Below are 20,623 nucleotides of genomic sequence, written 5' to 3' on the forward strand. Positions count from 1 at the left end.
AGGAGTATGAATATATGAATATCATGATTTTAACGGCGCGCTTCGGCATGGGGCACTATAAAGTGGCTGAAGCCATTAAAGAAGACATAGAGAAAAACGATAGTGACATTAAGGCTACCATCGTAGATTTCATGTCTTTTTTACTGCCAAAAACAAGTAAACTCATTTATACATGCTATGATCAGCTGGTATTCAGGAATGCCAGATTGTATAACGCTATCGGCAATGCAAGTAATAAAGTTAGCGGTCTGCCGCTGAAGTATATCATAGCATTGAGGATAAGCAAGCTGGTCAAAGACAACAATGCTGATGCTATAATAGTTGATTTTCCACTTTGTTCAAATTATATTTCAGCATATAAAGAAATGAGCGGAAACAGTATACCTATGTACACATGCATTACAGATGTTCCGGCGCACAGCGACTGGATAGCAGAGGATACCAGGTTGTATTTCGTATCATCGGAAGAGACGGAAGCTACTCTTATTGAGAAAGGAGTAGATGCTGACATCATCAGGATCACAGGGGTTCCTGTAAGGAATGAATTCAAGTCTGATGAAACAACTAAGAAAGACATTGAAGAAAAGAGAAAACTCCTCGTTATGGGCGGTGGACTGGGATTGCTGCCGGGCAGCGATGAACTGCTTGACAGATTGTCTCATATGGATGATGTGCGTGTCACTATAGTAGCCGGAAAAAATAAGGAACTGGAAACAAAGATGGCTGACAAGTATCCGGGATTCCGGGTACTGGGATATACTGAAGAAATTAGTAAACTAATGAAGGAATCCGATGCTGTAATCACCAAACCCGGCGGAGTGACAATGTTCGAAGCCATAAACACAGGTACGCCGATGTATATAGTAAGGCCTTTCCTGTTGCAGGAGCTAGGCAATGCCAGATACATAGAGAAAAAACACATAGGCAGAGTTTTGTGGTATGAGAAAGATGCCACCGCAGACGACATTGAAGCATACATAAACAATGCCGGCGACATTGAGGCCATGAAAGACAATATGTACACCATAGTAAAAAAAGATGAAAAATGTGATATAATAACAGAAATACTAAGCGATATGGGGAAAGCGGAGTTGAAATGCAGTTAAGTAAAAAACAAAAAGCACTGTTGGCAGTAGCGGGTACTGCAGGGCTGGCCTATGGCGTCATTCCTACAGTAGTTGGCAAGACCAGATATATGACCAGTCACGACAGATCTGAGAAAGTGATATACCTTACTTTTGACGACGGCCCTTCTCAGTACACTGCTGATCTGCTGGATCTGCTTGCTGAGCAGGACGTTAAGGCGACTTTCTTCATGGTGGGCACCTTCGCGGCAGAATATCCGGAAACGGTCAAAAGAGTAATGGCAGAAGGTCATCAGGTAGGCGTTCATTCCCTGGAACACAGGAGCGCTCTGATCAGTACGCCGGCTTATACGAACAGAGATTTCCATGATACAGTGGCTATACTGAGAAATCTCGGAGCTGATCCGAAATACTACAGACCTCCATGGGGTGAAGTCAATCTCTGGTCCCTTATGAATATGGATGTAAACGGCCTGAAGAAGGTCATCTGGAATGTAATGGCAGAGGATTGGAGGGGCAATACTACTGCTGATATAATCGCGGAAAAACTATTGAAACGCACGAAAAATGGCGATGTAGTCTGTCTTCATGATGGAAGAGGAAAGAATCACGCGCCTCTAAGGACCATAGAAGCACTGAAAAAGGTCATTCCTATCTGGAAGGATGAAGGATATGAATTCAAACTCATCGACGATTAAGAAGATACTCATCAATGGAGTCGTATTTTTCATAGTGCTGGGCCTTACGATATATGTGGTTTTCAGGCATATAAGCATCGGAGAAATAGTCACTTCGATTCGATTGGTAAAGTTCAGGTATATCCTAGGTGGTCTCCTCGCTATGGCGGTATTCGCTACCGGCGAGGGCCTTAACATCGGCAGACCTCTCAATGCTTTCGGAGATGACATATCTGTTTTTCAAGCTGTCAAATATGCCATAGTAGGCTTTTTTTTCAGTTCGGTCACACCTTCATCGTCAGGAGGACAGCCTATGCAGCTTTATTTCATGCATGGAGACGGTGTGCCGGTTTCACATGGGACGTTGGCGTTGCTGTTTGAACTCATGAGTTTCGAGATCATAGCTACCATATATGCAGTGACAGGTTATGTTGCACAAAGGCGGTTGCTGGTGGAAACTATGGGTAGGGGAAGATTCATATTGCTAATAGGGATACTAGTGAGCGTTCTTATAGTGATATTCTTGTTTATGGCGATTTTTTCCAAGCGTGCCATATCCGTGATCTGTGCTTTCGGCGTAGGGATAGTGAGGCGCTTCAGCAAAGAAAAGGCTGATGTGCTTGAGGTGAAGGCGGATCTCATGATCCAGGAGTACAGGAGCAGCGCAGTTTATTTCAAAGAGAACAAAGGCTTGCTTGTAAAGTCTCTGGTTACTACGGCCATTCAGCTGATTGCTATGTTCAGCGTACCGTATTTCGTATATATGGGTTTTGGCTTGGATAGTTATTCTGCCTTTCAGATAATATCCCTGCAGTCGATATTATATGTAGTAGTCGCTTTCCTTCCATTGCCGGGAGCAGTAGGCGTAAGCGAGGGAGCCTTCATAATAGCATTTCGCCTGATGTATCCGAAAAAACTGCTGGGGCCGGCTATGGTCCTTACCCGTTGCCTTAACTTTTATATCTGTGTTATAATAACTGGAATAGCAGTATGTTGTTTCATGTATAGATTAATGAAAAAGAAGGACAAATGACTAAGATAATATCGACATTTCTAATTTCAATGGTTCCGGTAGTGGAACTCAGAGGAGCTATACCAATAGCAGCAGCTCAGGGCATGGATCCCTGGCTGGCCATGGTCATATCAGTTATAGGGAATATGGTTCCGGTACCATTTATCATAGTTTTCATCAGAAGTATTTTCAAATGGATGAGGACTAAAAGCGCAGGACTTGACAGATGGGTAACCAAACTGGAAAATAAAGCTTCGCTTAAGGCCGAGAAAGTCCAAAAATACGAGAAGTTCGGTCTGTTTATTTTTGTTGCCATACCATTACCGGGAACGGGCGCATGGACCGGCGCGCTTATAGCGGCCATGCTTGATATGAGATTAAAATCCGCAGTGCCAATGATACTCCTTGGAGTCATTACTGCGGGACTGATAGTTACTTTACTTACTGTAGGCGTAATAAGCCTTTAATAGGGAGAGAAAATGAGTTATACGATTTTAGTAGCTGAAGACGACATTGATATTGCAAATCTTCTGGAACTGTATCTGAAGAGCAATGATTATAATGTCATAGTAGCAAGAGATGGAGTGGAAGCTTACGATCTGATCACTAAACACGAGGTGGATCTGGCAGTTCTCGATATTATGATGCCTAATATGGACGGTTATGAACTGACTATGAAAATAAGGAAGGATCATAATTTCCCTATTATATTCCTGTCTGCCAAGAATCAGGACAGCGATAAGATATTGGGGCTGAACATGGGCGCAGATGATTATATGACCAAGCCATTCAATCCCCTGGAAATAGTGGCCAGAGTCAAATCCAATCTCAGACGTTATTATGAGTTGAATGATAATAAGGAGACTGACGGATCGATATATACCATCAAGGATCTTACCATAGATCTGGAGAAAATGTCCGCTAAGAAAGGGGATAAGGAGATCATCCTTACGCCGACTGAATTCAAGATATTGGCCTTGCTTATGAAACACCCGGGAAGAATATTTACTAAGGCGCAGATCTGCGAAAGCACCTTCGGCGATTACTATGACACAGATGATAACTCTATGATGGTTCATATTTCCAAGCTCAGAGAGAAACTTGGCGATAATTCCAAGGATCCTAAATACATAAGAAATATCAGGGGAATAGGTTATAAAATTGATAAAGAATAAGAACAAGAACAAAAGAATCAAGGGGAAGTTCTCCAATATAATCATCAGAAATTACGTAGTCTTTTCCGTTCTTTTGGTTATACTTCTATTTTTTGTGTTATATGTTACAGTCATCAATTTGGATAAATTCGATAAAAACAACAAGTTGAACGATCTCTCAAAAGTATATAAGGAAACCACCGTCAGTAATTACGGAGATATTGATGTGGATCCCTATGTAGGTAAAGATGGATATATAGATGTGATCGACAGCAACTTAAGGACTGTTTATACCAGCAGGACCGGGCAAAAAAGCATCAAGTATACAGGCGCTTTGCTGAAGATAATTCCGTACTATAATACAGAAAAGTACTTCGACAGTGATATTATTAAAAAGGGAAGAAACAAGGGTTGTGTGATAATATATTCAACGACTGTGGGTATGAAGGACACTGGTGTAGATTCTAATACCGATGTAGTGGATCCGGATTATGACAATGCAATAGTAATATCTACTGTTTTTTCAGATAAAGAAAGATATACTGATACTGAGTATGCATATATCAGTAAAGGAGAGTTGAACGGATATAAATTAAACAAGATAAGGTTCACTGATACATCCGGAAACAAGTACACTATAGTCAGCCATACTAAAAAAGGGGTCAGGGGAGGCCTTGGAAAGAAAGAAAGAATATTTCTTGCGGTTGGTATAGGATTCGCCTGTATGTACATATTGATGTTGATACTATTCAGTTTGTGGATAAGCAGAAGTGTCAGAAAACCACTGAGGATCCTGGAACAGGGAATGAATGAAGTGTCATGTGGCGAGACAGGAAAACAGGTGCAATACGCAGGACCGAAGGAATTCGTCGATATATGTGATAATTTTAACGCTATGTCAACTGCACTATATAAACTGGAAAAAAGGAATCAGCATCTGCAGAATGAAAACCAAAGGATAATATCGGATATATCCCACGATCTTAAGACGCCTATAACAGTAATCCAGGGATATACCAAGGCAATAAGCGACGGTATGGTACCGCCGGAGGAGAAGGATAAATATCTGAGCATTATCTCCGACAAGGCTGAGTCATTAGCAGAGCAGATAAACGAGATACACGATTATACCAAGCTGGATCATCCGGATTATTCCTATGATATGAAACCGGTAGACATATGTGAATATACCAGGGAATTTTTCGCCAGGGCTTTCGACGAGCTTGAGATAGCAGGATATTTCGTCGATGTTGATATACCGGAGATGTCTATCATGGTGAATTTAGATATAGGTAAATTCAACAGAGTCTACAGCAATCTTGTTAACAACTTCATGAAATATAATAAGCCGGGCAAGACTGTGTACTGCCGTATAGAATATGACGATATAAGCGTTACAATCAAGATAGGCGATGACGGCATCGGTATTTCCAAGAAAATCAAAGGCGATATATTCGACCCGTTTGTAATGGGAGAAAAGTCAAGGAGCAGCGGAGGTTCGGGCTTGGGTCTGGCCATGGTGAACAAAATAGTCAAACGCCATCAGGGTACTGTAGAGGTAATGGATAAGCCTGACAAAGGCATGAAGACGGAGTTCTCTATAAGATTGTTAAGAATGTAATAAGATAAACTTAAGACAGGTGCAAGCCCCTGTTATGATTGTATTGTTAATATGTATCATAGAAGGGGGAACGGTCATGCTTTATCTGACATCATCATTTATACTGGTAGTAGCTATGGCGGGAGTGGAATTCCTTATAGGCTACAAATGCCGCAATCCGATATTCGGACTGATCATACCGATTAATCTGGTAGCGCTATATGTGTTTTTGTCTGTGAAGTCATTGATTGTCAGAGATCCGCTATTGATATTGATGTTTATCATGCTTTTGACAGGGGTGACGGGAGCATGGTTCAGTGGCCGCCAGAGCAGGCGAAATATCTAAGTCTTCTACGAAGACTTTAAAAGAAATCCGTGTCAGCAACACGGATTTCTTTGGATTCTTTAGGTTGGATTATTTATTCTTCCATTCTGGGGTTCTCTTTTCAAGGAATGCGCCCATTCCTTCATTTTTGTCTTCGGAAGCGAAGCATGATGTAGTAGCTTCTACTTCAAGTCTACTGGCTGATTTCAGATCCATATCGAAGCCGTTGTTGATAGCGACTTTAGCGGTGGCTATAGCGATAGGAGCCTTGGAAGCGATAGTCTTAGCGACTTTCTCAGCCTCAGCCATAAGTTCTTCAGGTGCTACGACTTTCTCTACCAGACCGATTCTATATGCTTCATCAGCTTTGATCATCTCAGCTGTGTAGATCAGATATTTAGCCATTCCTTTGCCAACGAATCTTGCAAGTCTCTGGGTTCCGCCGAATCCAGGTATGATGCCTAGACCGACTTCAGGCTGGCCGAACTTTGCTTTCTCAGAAGCTATTCTGATATCGCAGGCCATTGAAAGTTCACAACCTCCGCCAAGAGCAAATCCGTTTACTGCTGCGATGAACGGTTTCTCCATCTGGTCTATGGTGTTCATTACTTTATGGCCGGCTGCCATCATAGCTCTGCCTTCAATTGCGTTGAGTTTGCTCATCTGAGCGATGTCAGCGCCTGCAACGAAGGCTTTACCTTCACCTGTGACTATTACTACCTTGACTTTATCATCGGCTTCGATCTCAGCCAATGCTTCTGTCAGCTCGTTCAGAACGTCCATGTTCAGAGCGTTCATAGCCTGAGGTCTGTTGATGGTGATATAACCGATGTCTTCTTTAACTTCATATTTGATATTCTCGTACATTTGAAAAACTCCCTTTCTTCAAAGCATTATCATTCTGTTAATATCTTAACATTTTATATCTGGCTTTTCAACCCCTTAAGAGCTTTCTTGACGGGAGGAAGAGAGATGACGACTACAGTAATAGCAGCTTCCACTCCCAGGTAGGTCAGGTTGTACCAGAGTGACCATGTTACAGCGTTGAAATTTGCCGGTGCATAGGCGCCGAAGAAAACGATCCCGGAAACCACAGCACATATATACCTGCAGAAAACGCCAAAGAGGTAACCCTTTGTTAGACCGTTTTTCTGATTGCGGAATATACCGCCCATACCCATGGCACCGAAGGCAATAGGATAGTCCAGCAAAAGTTGTAGTGGATGAATGACATAAGGTCCGAAGATCAGATTTAAAAGGCCCAGGCACATGCCGGCCATTATGCCTCTGCGAGTGCCCAGATAGTAGGAACAAAGGGCAATCGGCAGCATTGAAAGCAGCGTGATACCGCCGCCCTGGGGCATGCGGAAAAGCTGTATCTGACCAAGTACCATAGCGATAGCTACCAATAGGGCAGAAATGGTCATGGCTTTTACATCAGCCTTTTTGTTCTTCTGATCTTTCCTTGGTATAAGTATCAATAAGAAAATAACTATTATCACGCAGATAACGACTATCTGTCCGCGAGTGGATTCCATGAATCCTTGCAGATCCTTAAACATAAAAAAACCTCCTAGTTCTGTTAAGGAGGGGAATGGAAGAGTATTCTTCCTGACTTTCTGCTTCCCTACGTCAGTATTAACTGAATCAGGTTATGAGGGTTTTACCTTGCGGCAAGTCTCAGCTCAAGCTCCCCTAGCTAATATTTAATTGCAACGACTACAATCATAATACTATCTACTGTGATTGTCAACATCAGAAGACAGAATTACCAGAAGTCTTCCCTTCCTGAAGTTAAGGTGGGCGGAATCTGAAAGGATCTCGTTACTGACGCCTAGGGTGGTGTCATCGGTGAGAAGGTGATTGACCAGAGGGTATTTGACGCCTTTGATGGTGAGGCTGGTCACTGTGCCGCCGTAGGCAATCAGACCCAGATATCTGTGACCTGACTTAGGTATTTCATAGGTGCCCGGCTCCAACATGAACACACGGTTGCAACCGTCAACAAAGGTAAGCCCTGTGTTGCTGCCCGAGTATTTGGCCAGCATGCCGATGTTACCCATAGTGTGGTCGAACCTGCCGCCCAGACCACCCAGTACGGTTATGTCATCATACCCCTTGGAAACAGCCAGATCTATAGCGGCTTCACTGTCGGTCATGTTCTTTTCCATAGGTAGTTTGATAAGATCTGTGTTTTCAGGCATAGCCATGGAATCATAGTCGCCAATGAGCAGATCAGGAGTTATTTTAAGTTTATTCGCTACCAGAAGACCACCATCAGCGCAAATGACGCAATCATAGTCGGCACTGTTTATAGCCAGCTTCTCTATGGCATCGACGTGGGATGTGATTATCAGACATTTATTCATGATAGAACTCCATTTCAATAATTTGATTTGCCTTAAACCTGTTTCTATTATATAATAATACGAGTTAGAAATAAATAAGGAGAATCAAATTGGATAGAATAATTGTTAATGAAGAGAGCAGAGTAATGAGAGCCATAGCGAGAAAGGCTCTTACCAATAACTGGATACCGGTGGCTCTCGGAGTTTTTTTGTATGATGTAATGATAGGTATCATTCCTGATTTCATGAATAACTTTATTTCAATAGGAACCATATCGCAGTATAATGAAGTTGTAGGGCAGAATGTGAAAGTATCATATCTGGCGGGATTTTATCAGATGTTCTTTACCGGCGTCTTCGCAGTTGGTATGTGCAGTTTCCTGATAGCATTCTTCAGAAAGAAGGACATTAATCCCGGTTATGTGTTTAATGGATTTGAATACTACTTCAAGTGTTTTGGCCTTTCTGTCATGGTTGCGTTGTTTACATTCTTCTGGTCATTGTTGCTCATAGTACCGGGGATAATTGCAGCCTTCAGATATAGCCAGGCTTTCTACATCTTGGCCGACGATTCATCTAAAGGTATCATGCAGTGCATCGCTGAGAGTAAATATATGATGTATGGAAACAAAGCCAAACTGTTCTGTCTGGATATTTCATATATCGGATGGATGATATTAGGAGCTATACCGCTGGGTCTCGTTTCGAATAAGGATATAATCAGCAGTGATGTGATATCTTTCGCTTTGTCGGTCATTGCTACAGCATTTTATTGCGTAGCTGTAGCATATCTCAAGACAGGCCAGACCGTAATGTATGATATGATGACAGGCAATCTTAAATCAAAGCCGACATTTAATGAAGCAGACCATTACTTCGTCTCTGGGTCTGATGAGAATAAAGATAACAGTGGTCAGGGTCAGTTCTGATCATTATCTTAGGGAGACTAGTTTATGAATGACGATAAACATATTATCGTGACCGACAGCGCGGAGATCATGCGCCTGTCGGCACGAGATAAATTAATAAATAATTGGATAAATGTTTTCTGGGGTGTATTATTGTATTTCGCAATAGTATCTTTTGCTGAATGCATTATAATGACATTTTACTCGGGGACTCTCGTAATAAGTTCAGAAGGGGAGTCAATAGATTTACCTTTACTGACTATTATTTACGGACTTCTGGTGTGTGGGCCAATGGCTTTAGGAAGAGCTGATTTCTTCATAAACTTCTCCAGAAACGGCCATGCAGAGCAGGGAAGGATAGTGAGCGGATTCAGAGACTATCTGAAGTCAGTCGGTCTGTATGTGGTTAAAACGCTGCTTATTTACTGGCCTATGATGATTGTTCTGGTATGTGCCTTTTCGTATATTTTAGTCTATGCAACTGTAGATAATGTAGGCAAGATAATCATCTATAATCATCTGTTCTTCGTACTCATTATGATAGTGATACTGGTGGCTTTCGTAGTATCGATAGTATTCGTTGTCTATTCTGAGCTGAAGTACAGCATGGCTTACCTGATCATGGCCGATGACAGGAGCAAGAGCATATTCAAGTGCCTGAGCGAAAGCAACGAGCTTATGGATCATCATAAGGGAAAACTTTTCAGTCTTATGATGTCATTCATCGGATGGCTGATAGCGGCTTTGGTACCTTTGATAGCCCTGGTATTCTTCGTGAGCACTATTTTTCCTAATGGTTCACATCAGATGATAAGTCTTCCGCTGGCAATCACAGTAATGATAGGTTCGATACCGTTCATGCTGCTGACAGAGTACGGATATACAACTTTGGTGGGATTCTATGAAAAACTCAGAGCGGGAAGATCCGGAACTGAGACGATCGAGAAGTAAATAGATAATAAAAAGAGAAAGTCTTCAGCGGACTTTCTCTATTACTTTCTGCATATCTTCAGGCAGGGGAGCGGTTACTGTAACAGGCACTCCCGTAGCAGGGTGCTTGAACTGCAGTTTATATGCATGAAGAGCCTGACGTTCGATGAGCCATGGATTGTCTCCGCCGTAAAGATAATCGCCTACAAGAGGATAGCCTATATGAGACATATGTACTCTTATCTGATGAGTGCGGCCTGTCTCAAGTTTCAATTCTACCAGCGTATAACCTTTGGAGTATCTCTCTACGACTTTGGCATGGGTCACTGAAGGCCTTCCAGCTTCACTATATGTTACTTCTCTGGCAGGTTTATCAGGATCCACGCGGCCTATGGGCAGATCTATGGTGAACTGATCTTCTTTGACTATACCGTTAACGATGGCCATATAGTACTTGGAAAGTTCATTGCGTTGCATCTGTCTTACAAGTTCGTCCTGAGCATGGGAATTCTTCGCTACTATGAGTAAACCGGTAGTATCCATATCCAGTCTGTTTACGAATCTTATCTTAAAGGACTGGCCAGTATCATTCATGTATTTCATTATTCCGTTGGCCATAGTGTGAACAGGGTGACCCTTGGTAGGATGGACTATGTAGCCTGCCTGTTTGTTTATTATAAGCAGATCCTCATCTTCATAAACAGCATCGATGGGGATATCCTCTGGCGGAAAATGACTGGTTTCCTCAGGCATCAGAGCTCTTACTACATCGCCTTCTTCAGGTTTCATCCAGCCCTCCAGCGGACGGTCATTCAGCAATACAAGTTTCTGGGCCCTGAGTTTGGCAAACAGTCTCGAAGAAAAATCGAAATGGTTCTTCAGGAGCTTTCTTATAGCCACGCCTTCGTCTTCTTTGGTTATTGTAAATCTAAATTCTCTCATTCAACTCTGCTTTCTCTACAGGAACTTGCTTTTAACTTTAGTCCAGAAATCGTAACCTTCGAAACGAAGCAGGTTGACCTTGATATCTGAAAAACTCACAGTAAGTGATCTGGCATTATCATATGTCTTTCTGAACCCGTCGTAAATGATGCTGAGAGCTGATTCCTCGTACATATCAGGTATCAGGTCCAGAGACAACTCTGAAGGAAGCAGCACGCTGGAGGTAAAGGAACGATATGCTGTGGTGTTCATAGGAGCCATAGGCGTCACCTGAAGCAGGTTCAGCCTCGGGTCTACTATGCTTCCGCCCAGTGAATAGTTGTAAGCAGTACTTCCTGCAGGAGTAGCTACGAGTATGCCATCACCGCTGTAACGTTCAATGAAACTTCCGCCGATGGACATATTCAGATGTACTGTCCTCGCGTTGGAATTCTTGATTATTACTTCATTAAGTCCAATGTGTTCATAAGTTTCCCCGGATTTAGTATTGATCTGTATCTTAACAGTCGATAAAGGCTGTAAAGAATACTTGTTATTTGAAAAGTTGAAAATAAAGTCATCCATTTTGGCTGGCATTATTTCCTGGAAAAACCCAAGATGCCCGGTATTAATGCCTATGATGGGCATGCTTGGGAAATCAAATTTATGTATAGCTTCCAAAAAAGTTCCGTCACCACCAATGCATACCAGAAGGTCTGCATCAGGGCAATAGGAAGATGTGACAAGATAGCCGGTATTATCCAGTTTCTTGCGCAGTATACGTTCAGTATTCTTGGATGTAGCGTCATCCCTTGTAAAAATGATTATTTTCTTTTCCATAAATATACCTTATATCAATCCTTTGAATTCTTCAACTAATTTTTTAAACGTCTCCATAGCCATGTTTACAGGCTCTTTGCTTTCCATATCTACGCCAGCAATCTTAAGAAGCTCCACCGGGTAATCGCTGCTTCCGCTTTTAAGGAATTCTATGTAAGCGTTTCTTGCCGGTTCACCTTCATCTATGATCTTCTTGGATATAGCTGTAGCAGCAGAGTAGCCTGTAGCATACTGATAAACATAGAAACTTCTGTAAAAATGAGGGATCCTGGCCCATTCGTATTTGATATAATCATCGTGAGAAAGGGCAGGCCCGAAATACTTACTGTTAAGTTTATCATATTGTTCATTCATCCATTCAGCTGTCAGACTGCCGCCACTCTCCACCTGATCATGGGTCAGCTTCTCGAATTCAGCAAACATAGTCTGTCTGAAAAGAGTAGTTCTGAAGGCTTCTATGTACATATTCAGAATGTACTTATGCATAGCCGGATCCTTCTCTGTTTTCAGGAGATATTTCATGAGCAGTGATTCATTGACCGTAGAAGCGACCTCAGCGGTGAATATGGAGTGATCTCCGTAGGTAAATGGCTGAGCTTCTCTGGTATAGCTTGAATGCATTGAATGTCCCATCTCGTGAACGAGAGTAAACACATCTTCCAGTTTATTATCATAGTTCATGAGAACATAAGGATAACTGTCATAAGACCCGAAACTGTAAGCTCCGCTGGTCTTACCTTCATTTTCATATACGTCTATCCACTTCTGACTGATGCCATCGTTGAACCTCTTCAGATATGCGTCTCCAAGAGGGGCCAGTCCTTTATTTGCAATGGAAACAGCCTCTTCAAAGTCAATATTACGTTCCGGTACATCTGTAAGCGGCACATAAACATCGTACATCTTCAGCTGATCCACCTTCAGCATTTCCTTGCGGGTCTCCATATATTCATGAAGAACAGGCAGATACTCATTGACCGAAGCAACCAGATTATCATAAACGGTCTCAGGTATATTGTCGCCGGAAAGGGCTGCCTGCCTGGAAGAATCATAGTGTCTGATGCGGGTAGTCACCACGTCGGTTTTGACATTGTAACTGTAGTTAGTGGCGATAGTATTGATAAGGCCTTTGTACGCCTCATAACAGTGCATATAGGCGTCTTTCCTCAGGTCTCTGTTCTGTGATCTCATGAAGTTGATATAATTACCATGAGTCAGAGTGACTTCATCACCATCTTCGTCAGTAACTGTGCCGAACTTGATATCAGCATCGTTAAGCATGGTGAATATCGTATTTGTAGCTCCTGTGACTTCGCTCATCTGAGCCATAAGATTTTCTTCCTTGATTGAAAGGACGTGCTTCTTCTCGCGCATGGCACTTTCCAGCACATGCTTATATTGGGCCAGTCGGGGTTCCTGATTCTGGAAGCCGGCAACTGTCTCTTCCGGCAGTGATATTATCTCAGGCAGTACAAAACTTAACCTGGCAGACACGGCCGCGATGGTGGTTATGGCTTTGTCATGCCTTGCCTGGCTGGCTGAGACTCTGTTGTCTTCATCCAGCTTCATCCTGGCGTAGACATATGCCCGCTCTAACCTTTGTTCGATGTGATCGCTGGCTATGAGCGCATCTGCAAGAGTAGCCGCGGAATCGCCTAAATGCCCCTGATACGCCGTGAATTCTTCAGCTGCTGCGAGAGAGTCTGCTATATCGCTGTTCCATTTATCCTCAGAGTCGTACATAGCTTCAATATCCCATTTATATTCTGAACCCAGTTCGTCTCTGCTTTTCAATTTTTTGTTTCCCATTTCTACCTCCTTGTAGTATAATATTGCTAACATGTAGTATATCATAAAAATGAAAGGATTTACAGATGGACAACAGACCTATCGGTTTTTTTGACTCCGGTATCGGCGGGCTGACAAGTATACCTCATCTGATGAAGCAACTGCCTGACGAGAGAATTATTTTTTTTGGAGATACAGCTAGGACGCCATACGGTTCCAAGTCTCCTGATACTATAAGACAATTCACTCTGCAGATAGGCAATTTCCTGGCACGGCAGAATGTCAAGATGATCGTGATCGCCTGTAATACTGTAAGCGCGACTTGTCTGGATGACCTTAGAAAGGCATTTCCGGAAATACCGGTGATCGGGGTGATCTCACCAACGGCCAGGGTAGTTGCAAGAGATTGCAGCCCTCAGGACAGGATAGGCATTCTGGCAACCAAAGTCACTGTCAGAAGCGGCGCCTATGAGAAGAAAATAAGAGAGAAGAATCCTGAAATGGAACATTTGTACTCCAAGGCGTGCCCGGCATTTGTCCCGCTCATTGAGGAGGGCATAATAGATAATAAGATAATGGATCTGACGATCAAGTATTATCTGGATGACTTTATGAAAGACAATGACATCAATACCCTGGTTCTGGGCTGTACTCATTATCCTTTGATAAAAGATAATCTGCAGCGCATTTATCCAGGCATTAATATTGTCAACTCTTCTAAAGAGGTGGCAACTGCTGTGCATATAGAACTGGAGAAGAGGAATATGTTCGCAGGGCCTAACGGCGGAGAGAATTTCTTCTACGCCAGTGACTTATCGGAAAACTTCGTTAACATGATACAGTTGATTCTGGGCAAGGAGCAGGATGAACTGAATATAAGATTTAAGAACTTAGATATATAGAAATTAAAATTGGAGGTCAAAATGGATAAAGAAAGATTATATGAGATGCTGGATATGGAAAACGGTGCGGATTTTCAGTATTTTGAGAATGTCGCAGATCTGTTGGAGTCCTCCGAAGATATAAGCAGCGACCTTATATATGAACTGCTTGAGGATATAGATCTGAATACATTTGCAGAACTTCTGGAGAATTATTTCGACCAGATAGAAGATTGGGTGCCGGATGGCGAGACAGATATGTTTACGTTGCTGATGAACATCAAGCGCGTAATGATAGGCATGGCTCAGACGGTGACCGGAGATAACGATAATGATGATACAGATGAAACGATGCTGCAGCTTGCAGACGAGTTAGGGAAATTCAGAGAGTGGTACAGCGATACGGACAATGTGGAATGCGTAGACGATGAAACAGAGGAAGTAAGCGAATTACCGGTCAGAGATGCCCTTTCATTGTGCAGGGAAGAAAAACTCGGAGGCAAAGTGTACAGATACGATTTTACTGAAGCATTGGATTATGAATTAAGCGAATTCATTATGACATTTGCTGATCTGGCAGATATGGACCAGTAGAGGATAATCAAGGAGGAAGGCAGTAAGTGGCTAAGCCCATAAGTAAAAAGTTGAATTTCATAGGAGTTGCGGCCATGTATGTGGGGTCGGTCATGGGGGCCGGCTTCGCATCCGGCCGTGAGAGCTGGCAGTTTTTCGGAGTCTTTGGCAGTAAAGCATATCTTGGAATATTCATTTCGGCTATGTGCTTTGCGGCCATTGCTTTTATGATAAACTATATTTCCATCGAAAAGGATACCACTGACATAGGCACTATAGTATCTTTTACGGATAATAGAGTTGTCATTGAAGGCATAGGATATTCTATGGCTGCTTTTTTATTTACTACTATTATCTCCATGTCGGCGGCAGGAGGTTCTTTCCTCAATCAGGAATTCGGCCTGAGCAAGGCCGTAGGGGGCGGTATCATAGCATTTCTTGTTGCTATTACTGTCCTTGGAGATTTCGAGCGTATATCCAAACTGTTTAAATTCATAGTGCCCATGCTCTTTGCAATAGTTGTTGGCTGCAGCATCATTGTTATATTTTCAGACATAAAGCAAAGCGGCGCTACATCAGGCTTTAAGCCAAGCGTTATGGCGCCGGACTGGATATTCGCTGCCTTCGTTTTCGTCGCGTACAATATGCTCGGCATGATACCGATGGGTGCTTCAGCATCTCTGAATGCCAAAAGTAAAAGACAGGCCTTCATAGGTTCGGTAATCGGAGGTTTCGCCCTGGGAGTCATGACATTGGTACTCGTTATGGCTTTGCAGAAGGATATGGCTTATACAGATGTTCTGGACCTGCCAATGTTGGGTTATTCTCTGAGAATATCCACAGTTGCAAATATACTCTATGGCGTTGTTCTGTATGCTGCCATCTATTCGGCGGCAACGAGCACATTCTACGGATTCACCACCAAACTGCCGGACAGACCATGGAAAAGCAAGGTCATAATCGTAGCCATAATTATAGGATTTGCAGTGGGGCTTACGGGCTTCAAGAACGTAGTTGCTTATCTTTATCCTGTGGAAGGTTATTACGGTCTGGCGATAATCACTATGATGACAGTGAATTTTTTCAAGGTAATGATACAAAAGAAAAAGAATGGAAGGGCAGACGATTTCTCCGATTTTACAGAGGAAGGCAGATTCGACTATCCTGAAAACATAGTCAGGGTAACGGCCGGCTCAGGCGGTGAGAGCCTGTTGGTTTTCGGACGGGACAAAACGGCCCTTTATGATACCGGTATGGCCTATTGTCATGAGAAACTCATAGAAAATATCAGCAAAGCACTGGAGAAAAAAGGCAGGAGCGGACTTGATTATGTGCTTATGTCTCATACCCATTACGATCATATAGGGGCGTTGCCGTATGTTCTGCAGAAGTGGCCGGATGCAATCGTTGTCGGAGCGGCCAAGGCAGAAAAAGTATTTGCCAGCAGAGGAGCCAGGAGGACAATGAAACGGCTAGGTGAGGCCGCACGGGATTCATTTGGCGATTCCAGGGAGCCGGTCCTCGTAGACGGTTTCAGGCTGGACATGGCCGTGAAAGATGGCGATACCGTAGACCTGGGCGGGTCACATTTTGTTGTACTGGAAACGAAAGGCCATACAGACTGCTCACTGACTTATGTTCTGGAACCTCAGAGTATAATGTTCGCCTGCGAAAGCACGGGAGTGCTCCATTCGCCGGGGGATGTTCATACATCCATATTAAAGAGCTATAGCGACACTTTGCGGTCCGCTGAGAAATGCAGGGCTTACGGAGCCAGAAGAGTGATTTGCCCTCATTACGGACTTATTCCCGAGGGAAGGAACGAGTATTTCTTTCAGGCTTATGCCAGGGCGGCAGAATCGGAGAAAGACTTCATTTTGCAATGCCGCGACAAAGGACAGACACGTCAGGAAATATTTGGATCTTATTGCAACAAGTACTGGGAAAAGGACAGAAGCAAGAAACAGCCAAGAGAAGCTTTTGAAGAAAATGCCTGGTACATAATCGATCACATTCTTGAAAACTTCTGATTCCAAGGGATAGACGGATTTCACACACAGTACCTACACACATCATTCTTGATTCTTTCAATATGAGCACATTATATTGTCGAAAACAGTTGCTATACTTGGAACTGTTAAAAAGAGTTGGAGGTGACGAAATGGAATACGTACTAAATGAAACTCAATACAGAACACTGATGGCATCCATATACATGGATCTGGAATACGATAATTACAAGAAGAGCAGAGTTTTCAAGCTCATGTTCGGTAAGAAATATAATCAATTCAGCAAAAGGGTCGAGAGGTATCCGCGAGTGGTGATTTCTATGGAAAGGCTTCAGATGAGCGGACGCAACGACGATGTAATAGTAACATTCGATACTAATTTCAAATACTGGTCGGAAGGTACCGGCGCAGCGGATATGACGAGGGGCCGTTTTAATGACGGCAGCGCTGTGCGGTCACTTTCCGGTGAGTATATCATGGGGGTCAGAACTGAGGGAGACGTTCCTCGCTGGCTGACACAGGGATTGGAGGATGCAGGCATCTTCCGAAAGATTTAATATATTTACATAGATGAGGAGCAGGTCATGGCATTAGTCGTGACCTGTTTTTCATCTATTGCAGGTCAAATGAAATAATGGTACAATGTTCAGCAGCGAGGTATTAAATGAAAAAGACAGCGGTATATATAATAATAGTGGTGTTGCTGATATTCTTCGGTATAATGATGTTTACCAGCGCACTGGGAGACTATTTCGGAAAAAAGGCAGAGATGATCGCGCTAGTTGCTGTTGCAATAGCGCTGTTAGTCATGCTTATACTGAATAATAAGGATAAAGGGGATGGAGAAGAATGATCAAAACAAGGACCTTAAGTAACGGCGTCAGAGTCATTATGGAAGAAATGGCGCAGGTACAGTCTATAGCCATAGGCATCTGGGTAAGAGCAGGAGCCATAGACGAAACAGATAAAAACGCGGGGATATCACACTTTGTTGAGCATATGATGTTCAAGGGAACGGAAAACAGAACAGCAAAGGATATAGCAGCTGACATCGACCGCATAGGCGGTCAGATCAACGCTTTCACAGGTAAGGAAGCCACATGTTACTATGTAAAATCCTTATCGGAGAATTATAGAGATGCAGCAGATGTGCTGGTTGATATGCTGGAAAATTCACTTTTCGATAAGAATGAGATGGATAAGGAACGCAAGGTGATCTGTGAGGAAATCAAGATGACCAAGGATCAGCCTGATGACCTGGCCCACGATACTCTGATCGAGCAGTTGTTCAAGGGCGGTCCACTTGGAAATTCAATTATAGGCACACCTACATCACTAAAGAGGATAACACACAATGTTATCAGAAATTATGTAGATAAACAGTACGTTCGTGACAGGATAGTAGTATCTGTAGCAGGGAAATTCGATGCAGACGATATCTGCGACTATTTCTCGGATAAATTCATGTCATTAAGGCAGACTGTAGAGGATGCGCCGCAGTTTATACCAGCGGCATTTGTAAAGTCAAATAAAGTGATAAAGAAGGATATCCAGCAGTCTCATATCTGTCTGGGGGCTCCTGGAGCCACTCTCAACGATGACAACTCCTTCGTATATCAGATAATCAACAATATCATGGGCGGCAGTATGAGTTCCAGACTTTTTCAGAATATAAGGGAAGAAAAGGGCCTGGCTTACTCTGTGTTCTCGTCAATGGGAACCTTTGGTAACGGAGGGTATTTCGAGGTGTATGCCGGAGTCAGCCATGATAAGATCCGGGCGGCCATTATGGGCATCAAAGAAGAACTGGACAGGCTGGCATCGGAAAAGGTCACAGCAGATGAACTTGAGTCTTCTAAAGAACAGCTGAAATCAAGCTATGTTTTCAGCCAGGAGAGCACATCTACCAGAATGATACTCAACGGCAAAAACTATATTCTGATCGATAGAGTGTTCATGCCGGAGGAAGTGATCAAAGGCTACGATGATGTGACTATAGAGAAGATAGAAGAAGTCAAGGAAATCATGAGTGACTTCAATAACTATTCGGCTGTAGTGGTAAGTAATACGAGAACGGATCTTGGATCCATCATGGGTAAATAATATGAAAATGAAGATAATAAGCAAAAGCGGCAGGATACCAAAGTACGAAACTCCCGGATCAGCCGGATTCGATATATCCGCCAGCTGCAAAGAACCTTTTGTTCTGAAGGCCGGAGAGCGGGCCCTGATACCTACAGGCCTGTATTTTGAGGTACCGCAGGGCTATGAAGCCCAGGTGAGAGCCAGAAGCGGACTTGCGATCAAGCACGGCATAGGACTTGTAAACGGCATAGGTACAGTAGATTCCGACTACAGAGGCGAAATAAGAGTGCCCCTGATCAACTGGAGCCGGGAAGATTTTGTCATAAATGACGGAGAACGTATAGCGCAGGTTATAATTACTGCCTGCCAGCAGGTGGAACTGGTACAGGCTGAGGAACTGACCGATACTCAGCGTGGCGAGGGCGGTTTCGGTCACACAGGCAGGTAGAGCGGGGGCAGAGTATGTTTAAAAGAGAAGATCTGGAACAAAGAGAAATAGAACAGCTGTCAGAGAAGGCATGCAAGTCTTTATATAGCCGGGGCAGGGCTGTTTCTGAGGAAAAGTGTCCTTTCAGGACGGATTTCCAGCGGGACAGGGACAGAATAATACACTCTAAGGCCTTCAGAAGGCTTATGCATAAGACCCAGGTGTTTCTGGCGCCTGAAGGGGATCACTACAGGACCAGACTTACTCATACTCTGGAGGTGACACAGGTAGGACGCACTATTGCCAGGACTTTGAATCTCAATGAAGATCTGGTGGAGGCGACAGCTCTTGGCCATGACCTGGGACATACGCCATTCGGTCACAATGGAGAAATGGTTCTGAACGATATATTCCCGGGCGGTTTTCACCACAATGAACAGAGTCTGCGTGTGGTAGATATTCTGGAACTGCATAACGGCAAGCCGGGTATGAATCTGACTTATGAAGTCAGAGACGGCATAGTAAATCATACCGGCGCCTTGATGGCATCGACTCCTGAAGGCCAGATCGTTAAAATCAGCGACAGGATAGCCTATATCAACCATGATATAGACGACGCCATGAGAAGCGGAGTCATCTGTCAGGAGGATCTGCCTGAGGACGCCATCGCTCTGTTTGGCGACACTCACGGCGATAGAATCAGCAATATGATAGAAAACGTAGTAATAAACAGCGACGGCAAAGACAGAATAGTCATGGATGATATCCATGCCGAGCAATTGAATAATCTGAGAACATTTATGTTCGATAATGTCTATAAAAGCACATCGGTCAAGAAGGAAGAGGATCTGGCCAAGGTTGAAGTGGTCATAACATCACTTTATAATTACTTCGTTAAAAATCCGGAGAAACTGCCGGATGAACTTTACGCTATAGGACAAAAAGAGGGCATGGAAGTGGCCGCCAAGGATCACATCGCAGGCATGACCGACAGGTACGCATTGAACATTTACCAGGATATTTTTGTCCCGGGCATCTCAAGATCATTATAAAACCTGAA

23 protein-coding genes and 1 riboswitch are annotated in these 20,623 nt (G+C 43.3%); of the genes, 17 read left to right on the plus strand and 6 right to left on the minus strand.

What is annotated here, in order from left to right; genetic code table 11:
* The first annotated feature begins 14 nt into the window (after positions 1 to 14).
* From EV211_RS03345 to EV211_RS03375, 7 genes are all read left to right on the plus strand, one after another.
* Positions 15 to 1,106 (plus strand): MGDG synthase family glycosyltransferase, encoded by a 1,092-nt coding sequence (locus EV211_RS03345; RefSeq protein ID WP_133528018.1) that lies wholly within the window; start codon positions 15 to 17, stop codon positions 1,104 to 1,106.
* Positions 1,097 to 1,783, plus strand: coding sequence for a polysaccharide deacetylase family protein (locus EV211_RS03350; RefSeq protein ID WP_133528019.1), 687 nt, complete (start codon positions 1,097 to 1,099; stop codon positions 1,781 to 1,783). The genes EV211_RS03345 and EV211_RS03350 overlap by 10 nt, the downstream gene beginning before the upstream one ends.
* Complete coding sequence (locus tag EV211_RS03355) at positions 1,758 to 2,795, plus strand: lysylphosphatidylglycerol synthase transmembrane domain-containing protein (protein ID WP_166635354.1); 1,038 nt, start codon at positions 1,758 to 1,760, stop codon at positions 2,793 to 2,795. The genes EV211_RS03350 and EV211_RS03355 overlap by 26 nt, the downstream gene beginning before the upstream one ends.
* Positions 2,792 to 3,241, plus strand: coding sequence for a COG2426 family protein (locus tag EV211_RS03360; RefSeq protein WP_243108540.1), 450 nt, complete (start codon positions 2,792 to 2,794; stop codon positions 3,239 to 3,241). Before EV211_RS03355 ends, EV211_RS03360 begins: the two co-directional genes overlap by 4 nt.
* Positions 3,242 to 3,253: 12 nt before the next feature.
* A complete protein-coding gene (locus tag EV211_RS03365) occupies positions 3,254 to 3,949 on the plus strand; it encodes a response regulator transcription factor (protein WP_133528021.1) in 696 nt (231 codons plus the stop codon).
* A complete protein-coding gene (locus EV211_RS03370; protein WP_133528022.1) occupies positions 3,936 to 5,549 on the plus strand; it encodes a HAMP domain-containing sensor histidine kinase in 1,614 nt (537 codons plus the stop codon). The genes EV211_RS03365 and EV211_RS03370 overlap by 14 nt, the downstream gene beginning before the upstream one ends.
* Positions 5,550 to 5,625: 76 nt before the next feature.
* Positions 5,626 to 5,874: a hypothetical protein gene (locus EV211_RS03375; RefSeq protein ID WP_133528023.1), complete on the plus strand. Its 249-nt coding sequence runs from the start codon at positions 5,626 to 5,628 to the stop codon at positions 5,872 to 5,874.
* A 69-nt stretch (positions 5,875 to 5,943) separates the two neighbouring features.
* Here the strand turns inward: EV211_RS03375 and EV211_RS03380 are convergent, their stop codons facing one another.
* The 3 genes from EV211_RS03380 to EV211_RS03390 form a co-directional block, all read right to left on the minus strand.
* On the minus strand, positions 5,944 to 6,720 hold the full coding sequence (locus EV211_RS03380; RefSeq protein WP_133528024.1) for an enoyl-CoA hydratase-related protein: 777 nt from the start codon (positions 6,718 to 6,720) through the stop codon (positions 5,944 to 5,946).
* 53 nt (positions 6,721 to 6,773) lie between these two features.
* Positions 6,774 to 7,415 carry an energy-coupled thiamine transporter ThiT gene (gene thiT / locus EV211_RS03385; RefSeq protein ID WP_133528025.1) on the minus strand — a complete coding sequence of 214 codons (642 nt, stop codon included), beginning with the start codon at positions 7,413 to 7,415 and terminating at the stop codon, positions 6,774 to 6,776.
* 45 nt (positions 7,416 to 7,460) lie between these two features.
* Positions 7,461 to 7,560, minus strand: a riboswitch (TPP riboswitch).
* A gap of 26 nt (positions 7,561 to 7,586) precedes the next feature.
* On the minus strand, positions 7,587 to 8,222 hold the full coding sequence (locus tag EV211_RS03390) for a thiamine diphosphokinase (protein WP_133528026.1): 636 nt from the start codon (positions 8,220 to 8,222) through the stop codon (positions 7,587 to 7,589).
* Between the two features lie 89 nt (positions 8,223 to 8,311).
* Between EV211_RS03390 and EV211_RS03395 the strand changes: the two genes are divergently transcribed.
* A complete protein-coding gene (locus tag EV211_RS03395) occupies positions 8,312 to 9,130 on the plus strand; it encodes a DUF975 family protein (RefSeq protein ID WP_133528027.1) in 819 nt (272 codons plus the stop codon).
* Between the two features lie 24 nt (positions 9,131 to 9,154).
* Positions 9,155 to 10,060 carry a DUF975 family protein gene (locus tag EV211_RS03400; RefSeq protein WP_133528028.1) on the plus strand — a complete coding sequence of 302 codons (906 nt, stop codon included), beginning with the start codon at positions 9,155 to 9,157 and terminating at the stop codon, positions 10,058 to 10,060.
* Between the two features lie 24 nt (positions 10,061 to 10,084).
* Here the strand turns inward: EV211_RS03400 and EV211_RS03405 are convergent, their stop codons facing one another.
* Genes EV211_RS03405 through pepF form a run of 3 tightly spaced genes read right to left on the minus strand, consistent with a single transcriptional unit; the run spans position 10,085 to position 13,609 of the window.
* Positions 10,085 to 10,981 (minus strand): RluA family pseudouridine synthase, encoded by an 897-nt coding sequence (locus tag EV211_RS03405; protein ID WP_133528029.1) that lies wholly within the window; start codon positions 10,979 to 10,981, stop codon positions 10,085 to 10,087.
* Between the two features lie 15 nt (positions 10,982 to 10,996).
* Positions 10,997 to 11,800, minus strand: coding sequence for an NAD(+)/NADH kinase (locus EV211_RS03410; protein ID WP_133528030.1), 804 nt, complete (start codon positions 11,798 to 11,800; stop codon positions 10,997 to 10,999).
* 9 nt (positions 11,801 to 11,809) lie between these two features.
* Positions 11,810 to 13,609, minus strand: coding sequence for an oligoendopeptidase F (gene pepF, locus EV211_RS03415; RefSeq protein WP_133528031.1), 1,800 nt, complete (start codon positions 13,607 to 13,609; stop codon positions 11,810 to 11,812).
* A 65-nt stretch (positions 13,610 to 13,674) separates the two neighbouring features.
* Between pepF and murI the strand changes: the two genes are divergently transcribed.
* The 8 genes from murI to EV211_RS03455 all read left to right on the plus strand — a co-directional run bounded on the left by murI (position 13,675) and on the right by EV211_RS03455 (position 20,615).
* The gene (murI, locus tag EV211_RS03420) at positions 13,675 to 14,490 is read left to right on the plus strand and encodes a glutamate racemase (RefSeq protein WP_133528032.1); all 816 of its coding nucleotides are present in this window, start codon (positions 13,675 to 13,677) and stop codon (positions 14,488 to 14,490) included.
* A 21-nt stretch (positions 14,491 to 14,511) separates the two neighbouring features.
* Entirely contained in the window at positions 14,512 to 15,063 is a 552-nt protein-coding gene (locus EV211_RS03425; RefSeq protein WP_133528033.1) for a hypothetical protein, read from the plus strand.
* Positions 15,064 to 15,089: 26 nt separating this feature from the next.
* Positions 15,090 to 17,072, plus strand: coding sequence for an MBL fold metallo-hydrolase (locus EV211_RS03430; protein ID WP_133528034.1), 1,983 nt, complete (start codon positions 15,090 to 15,092; stop codon positions 17,070 to 17,072).
* A 131-nt stretch (positions 17,073 to 17,203) separates the two neighbouring features.
* The gene (locus EV211_RS03435) at positions 17,204 to 17,608 is read left to right on the plus strand and encodes a CYTH domain-containing protein (protein ID WP_133528035.1); all 405 of its coding nucleotides are present in this window, start codon (positions 17,204 to 17,206) and stop codon (positions 17,606 to 17,608) included.
* 107 nt (positions 17,609 to 17,715) lie between these two features.
* Positions 17,716 to 17,904, plus strand: coding sequence for a hypothetical protein (locus EV211_RS03440; protein ID WP_133528036.1), 189 nt, complete (start codon positions 17,716 to 17,718; stop codon positions 17,902 to 17,904).
* Positions 17,901 to 19,154 (plus strand): M16 family metallopeptidase, encoded by a 1,254-nt coding sequence (locus tag EV211_RS03445; RefSeq protein ID WP_133528037.1) that lies wholly within the window; start codon positions 17,901 to 17,903, stop codon positions 19,152 to 19,154. Before EV211_RS03440 ends, EV211_RS03445 begins: the two co-directional genes overlap by 4 nt.
* Position 19,155: 1 nt before the next feature.
* Positions 19,156 to 19,584, plus strand: a complete 429-nt coding sequence (gene dut / locus EV211_RS03450) for a dUTP diphosphatase (RefSeq protein WP_133528038.1) — start codon at positions 19,156 to 19,158, stop codon at positions 19,582 to 19,584.
* Positions 19,585 to 19,598: 14 nt separating this feature from the next.
* Positions 19,599 to 20,615, plus strand: a complete 1,017-nt coding sequence (locus EV211_RS03455) for a deoxyguanosinetriphosphate triphosphohydrolase (protein ID WP_133528039.1) — start codon at positions 19,599 to 19,601, stop codon at positions 20,613 to 20,615.
* Positions 20,616 to 20,623: the final 8 nt, after the last annotated feature.

This window comes from Aminicella lysinilytica (assembly GCF_004362975.1).
GTDB lineage: Bacteria > Bacillota > Clostridia > Peptostreptococcales > Anaerovoracaceae > Aminicella > Aminicella lysinilytica.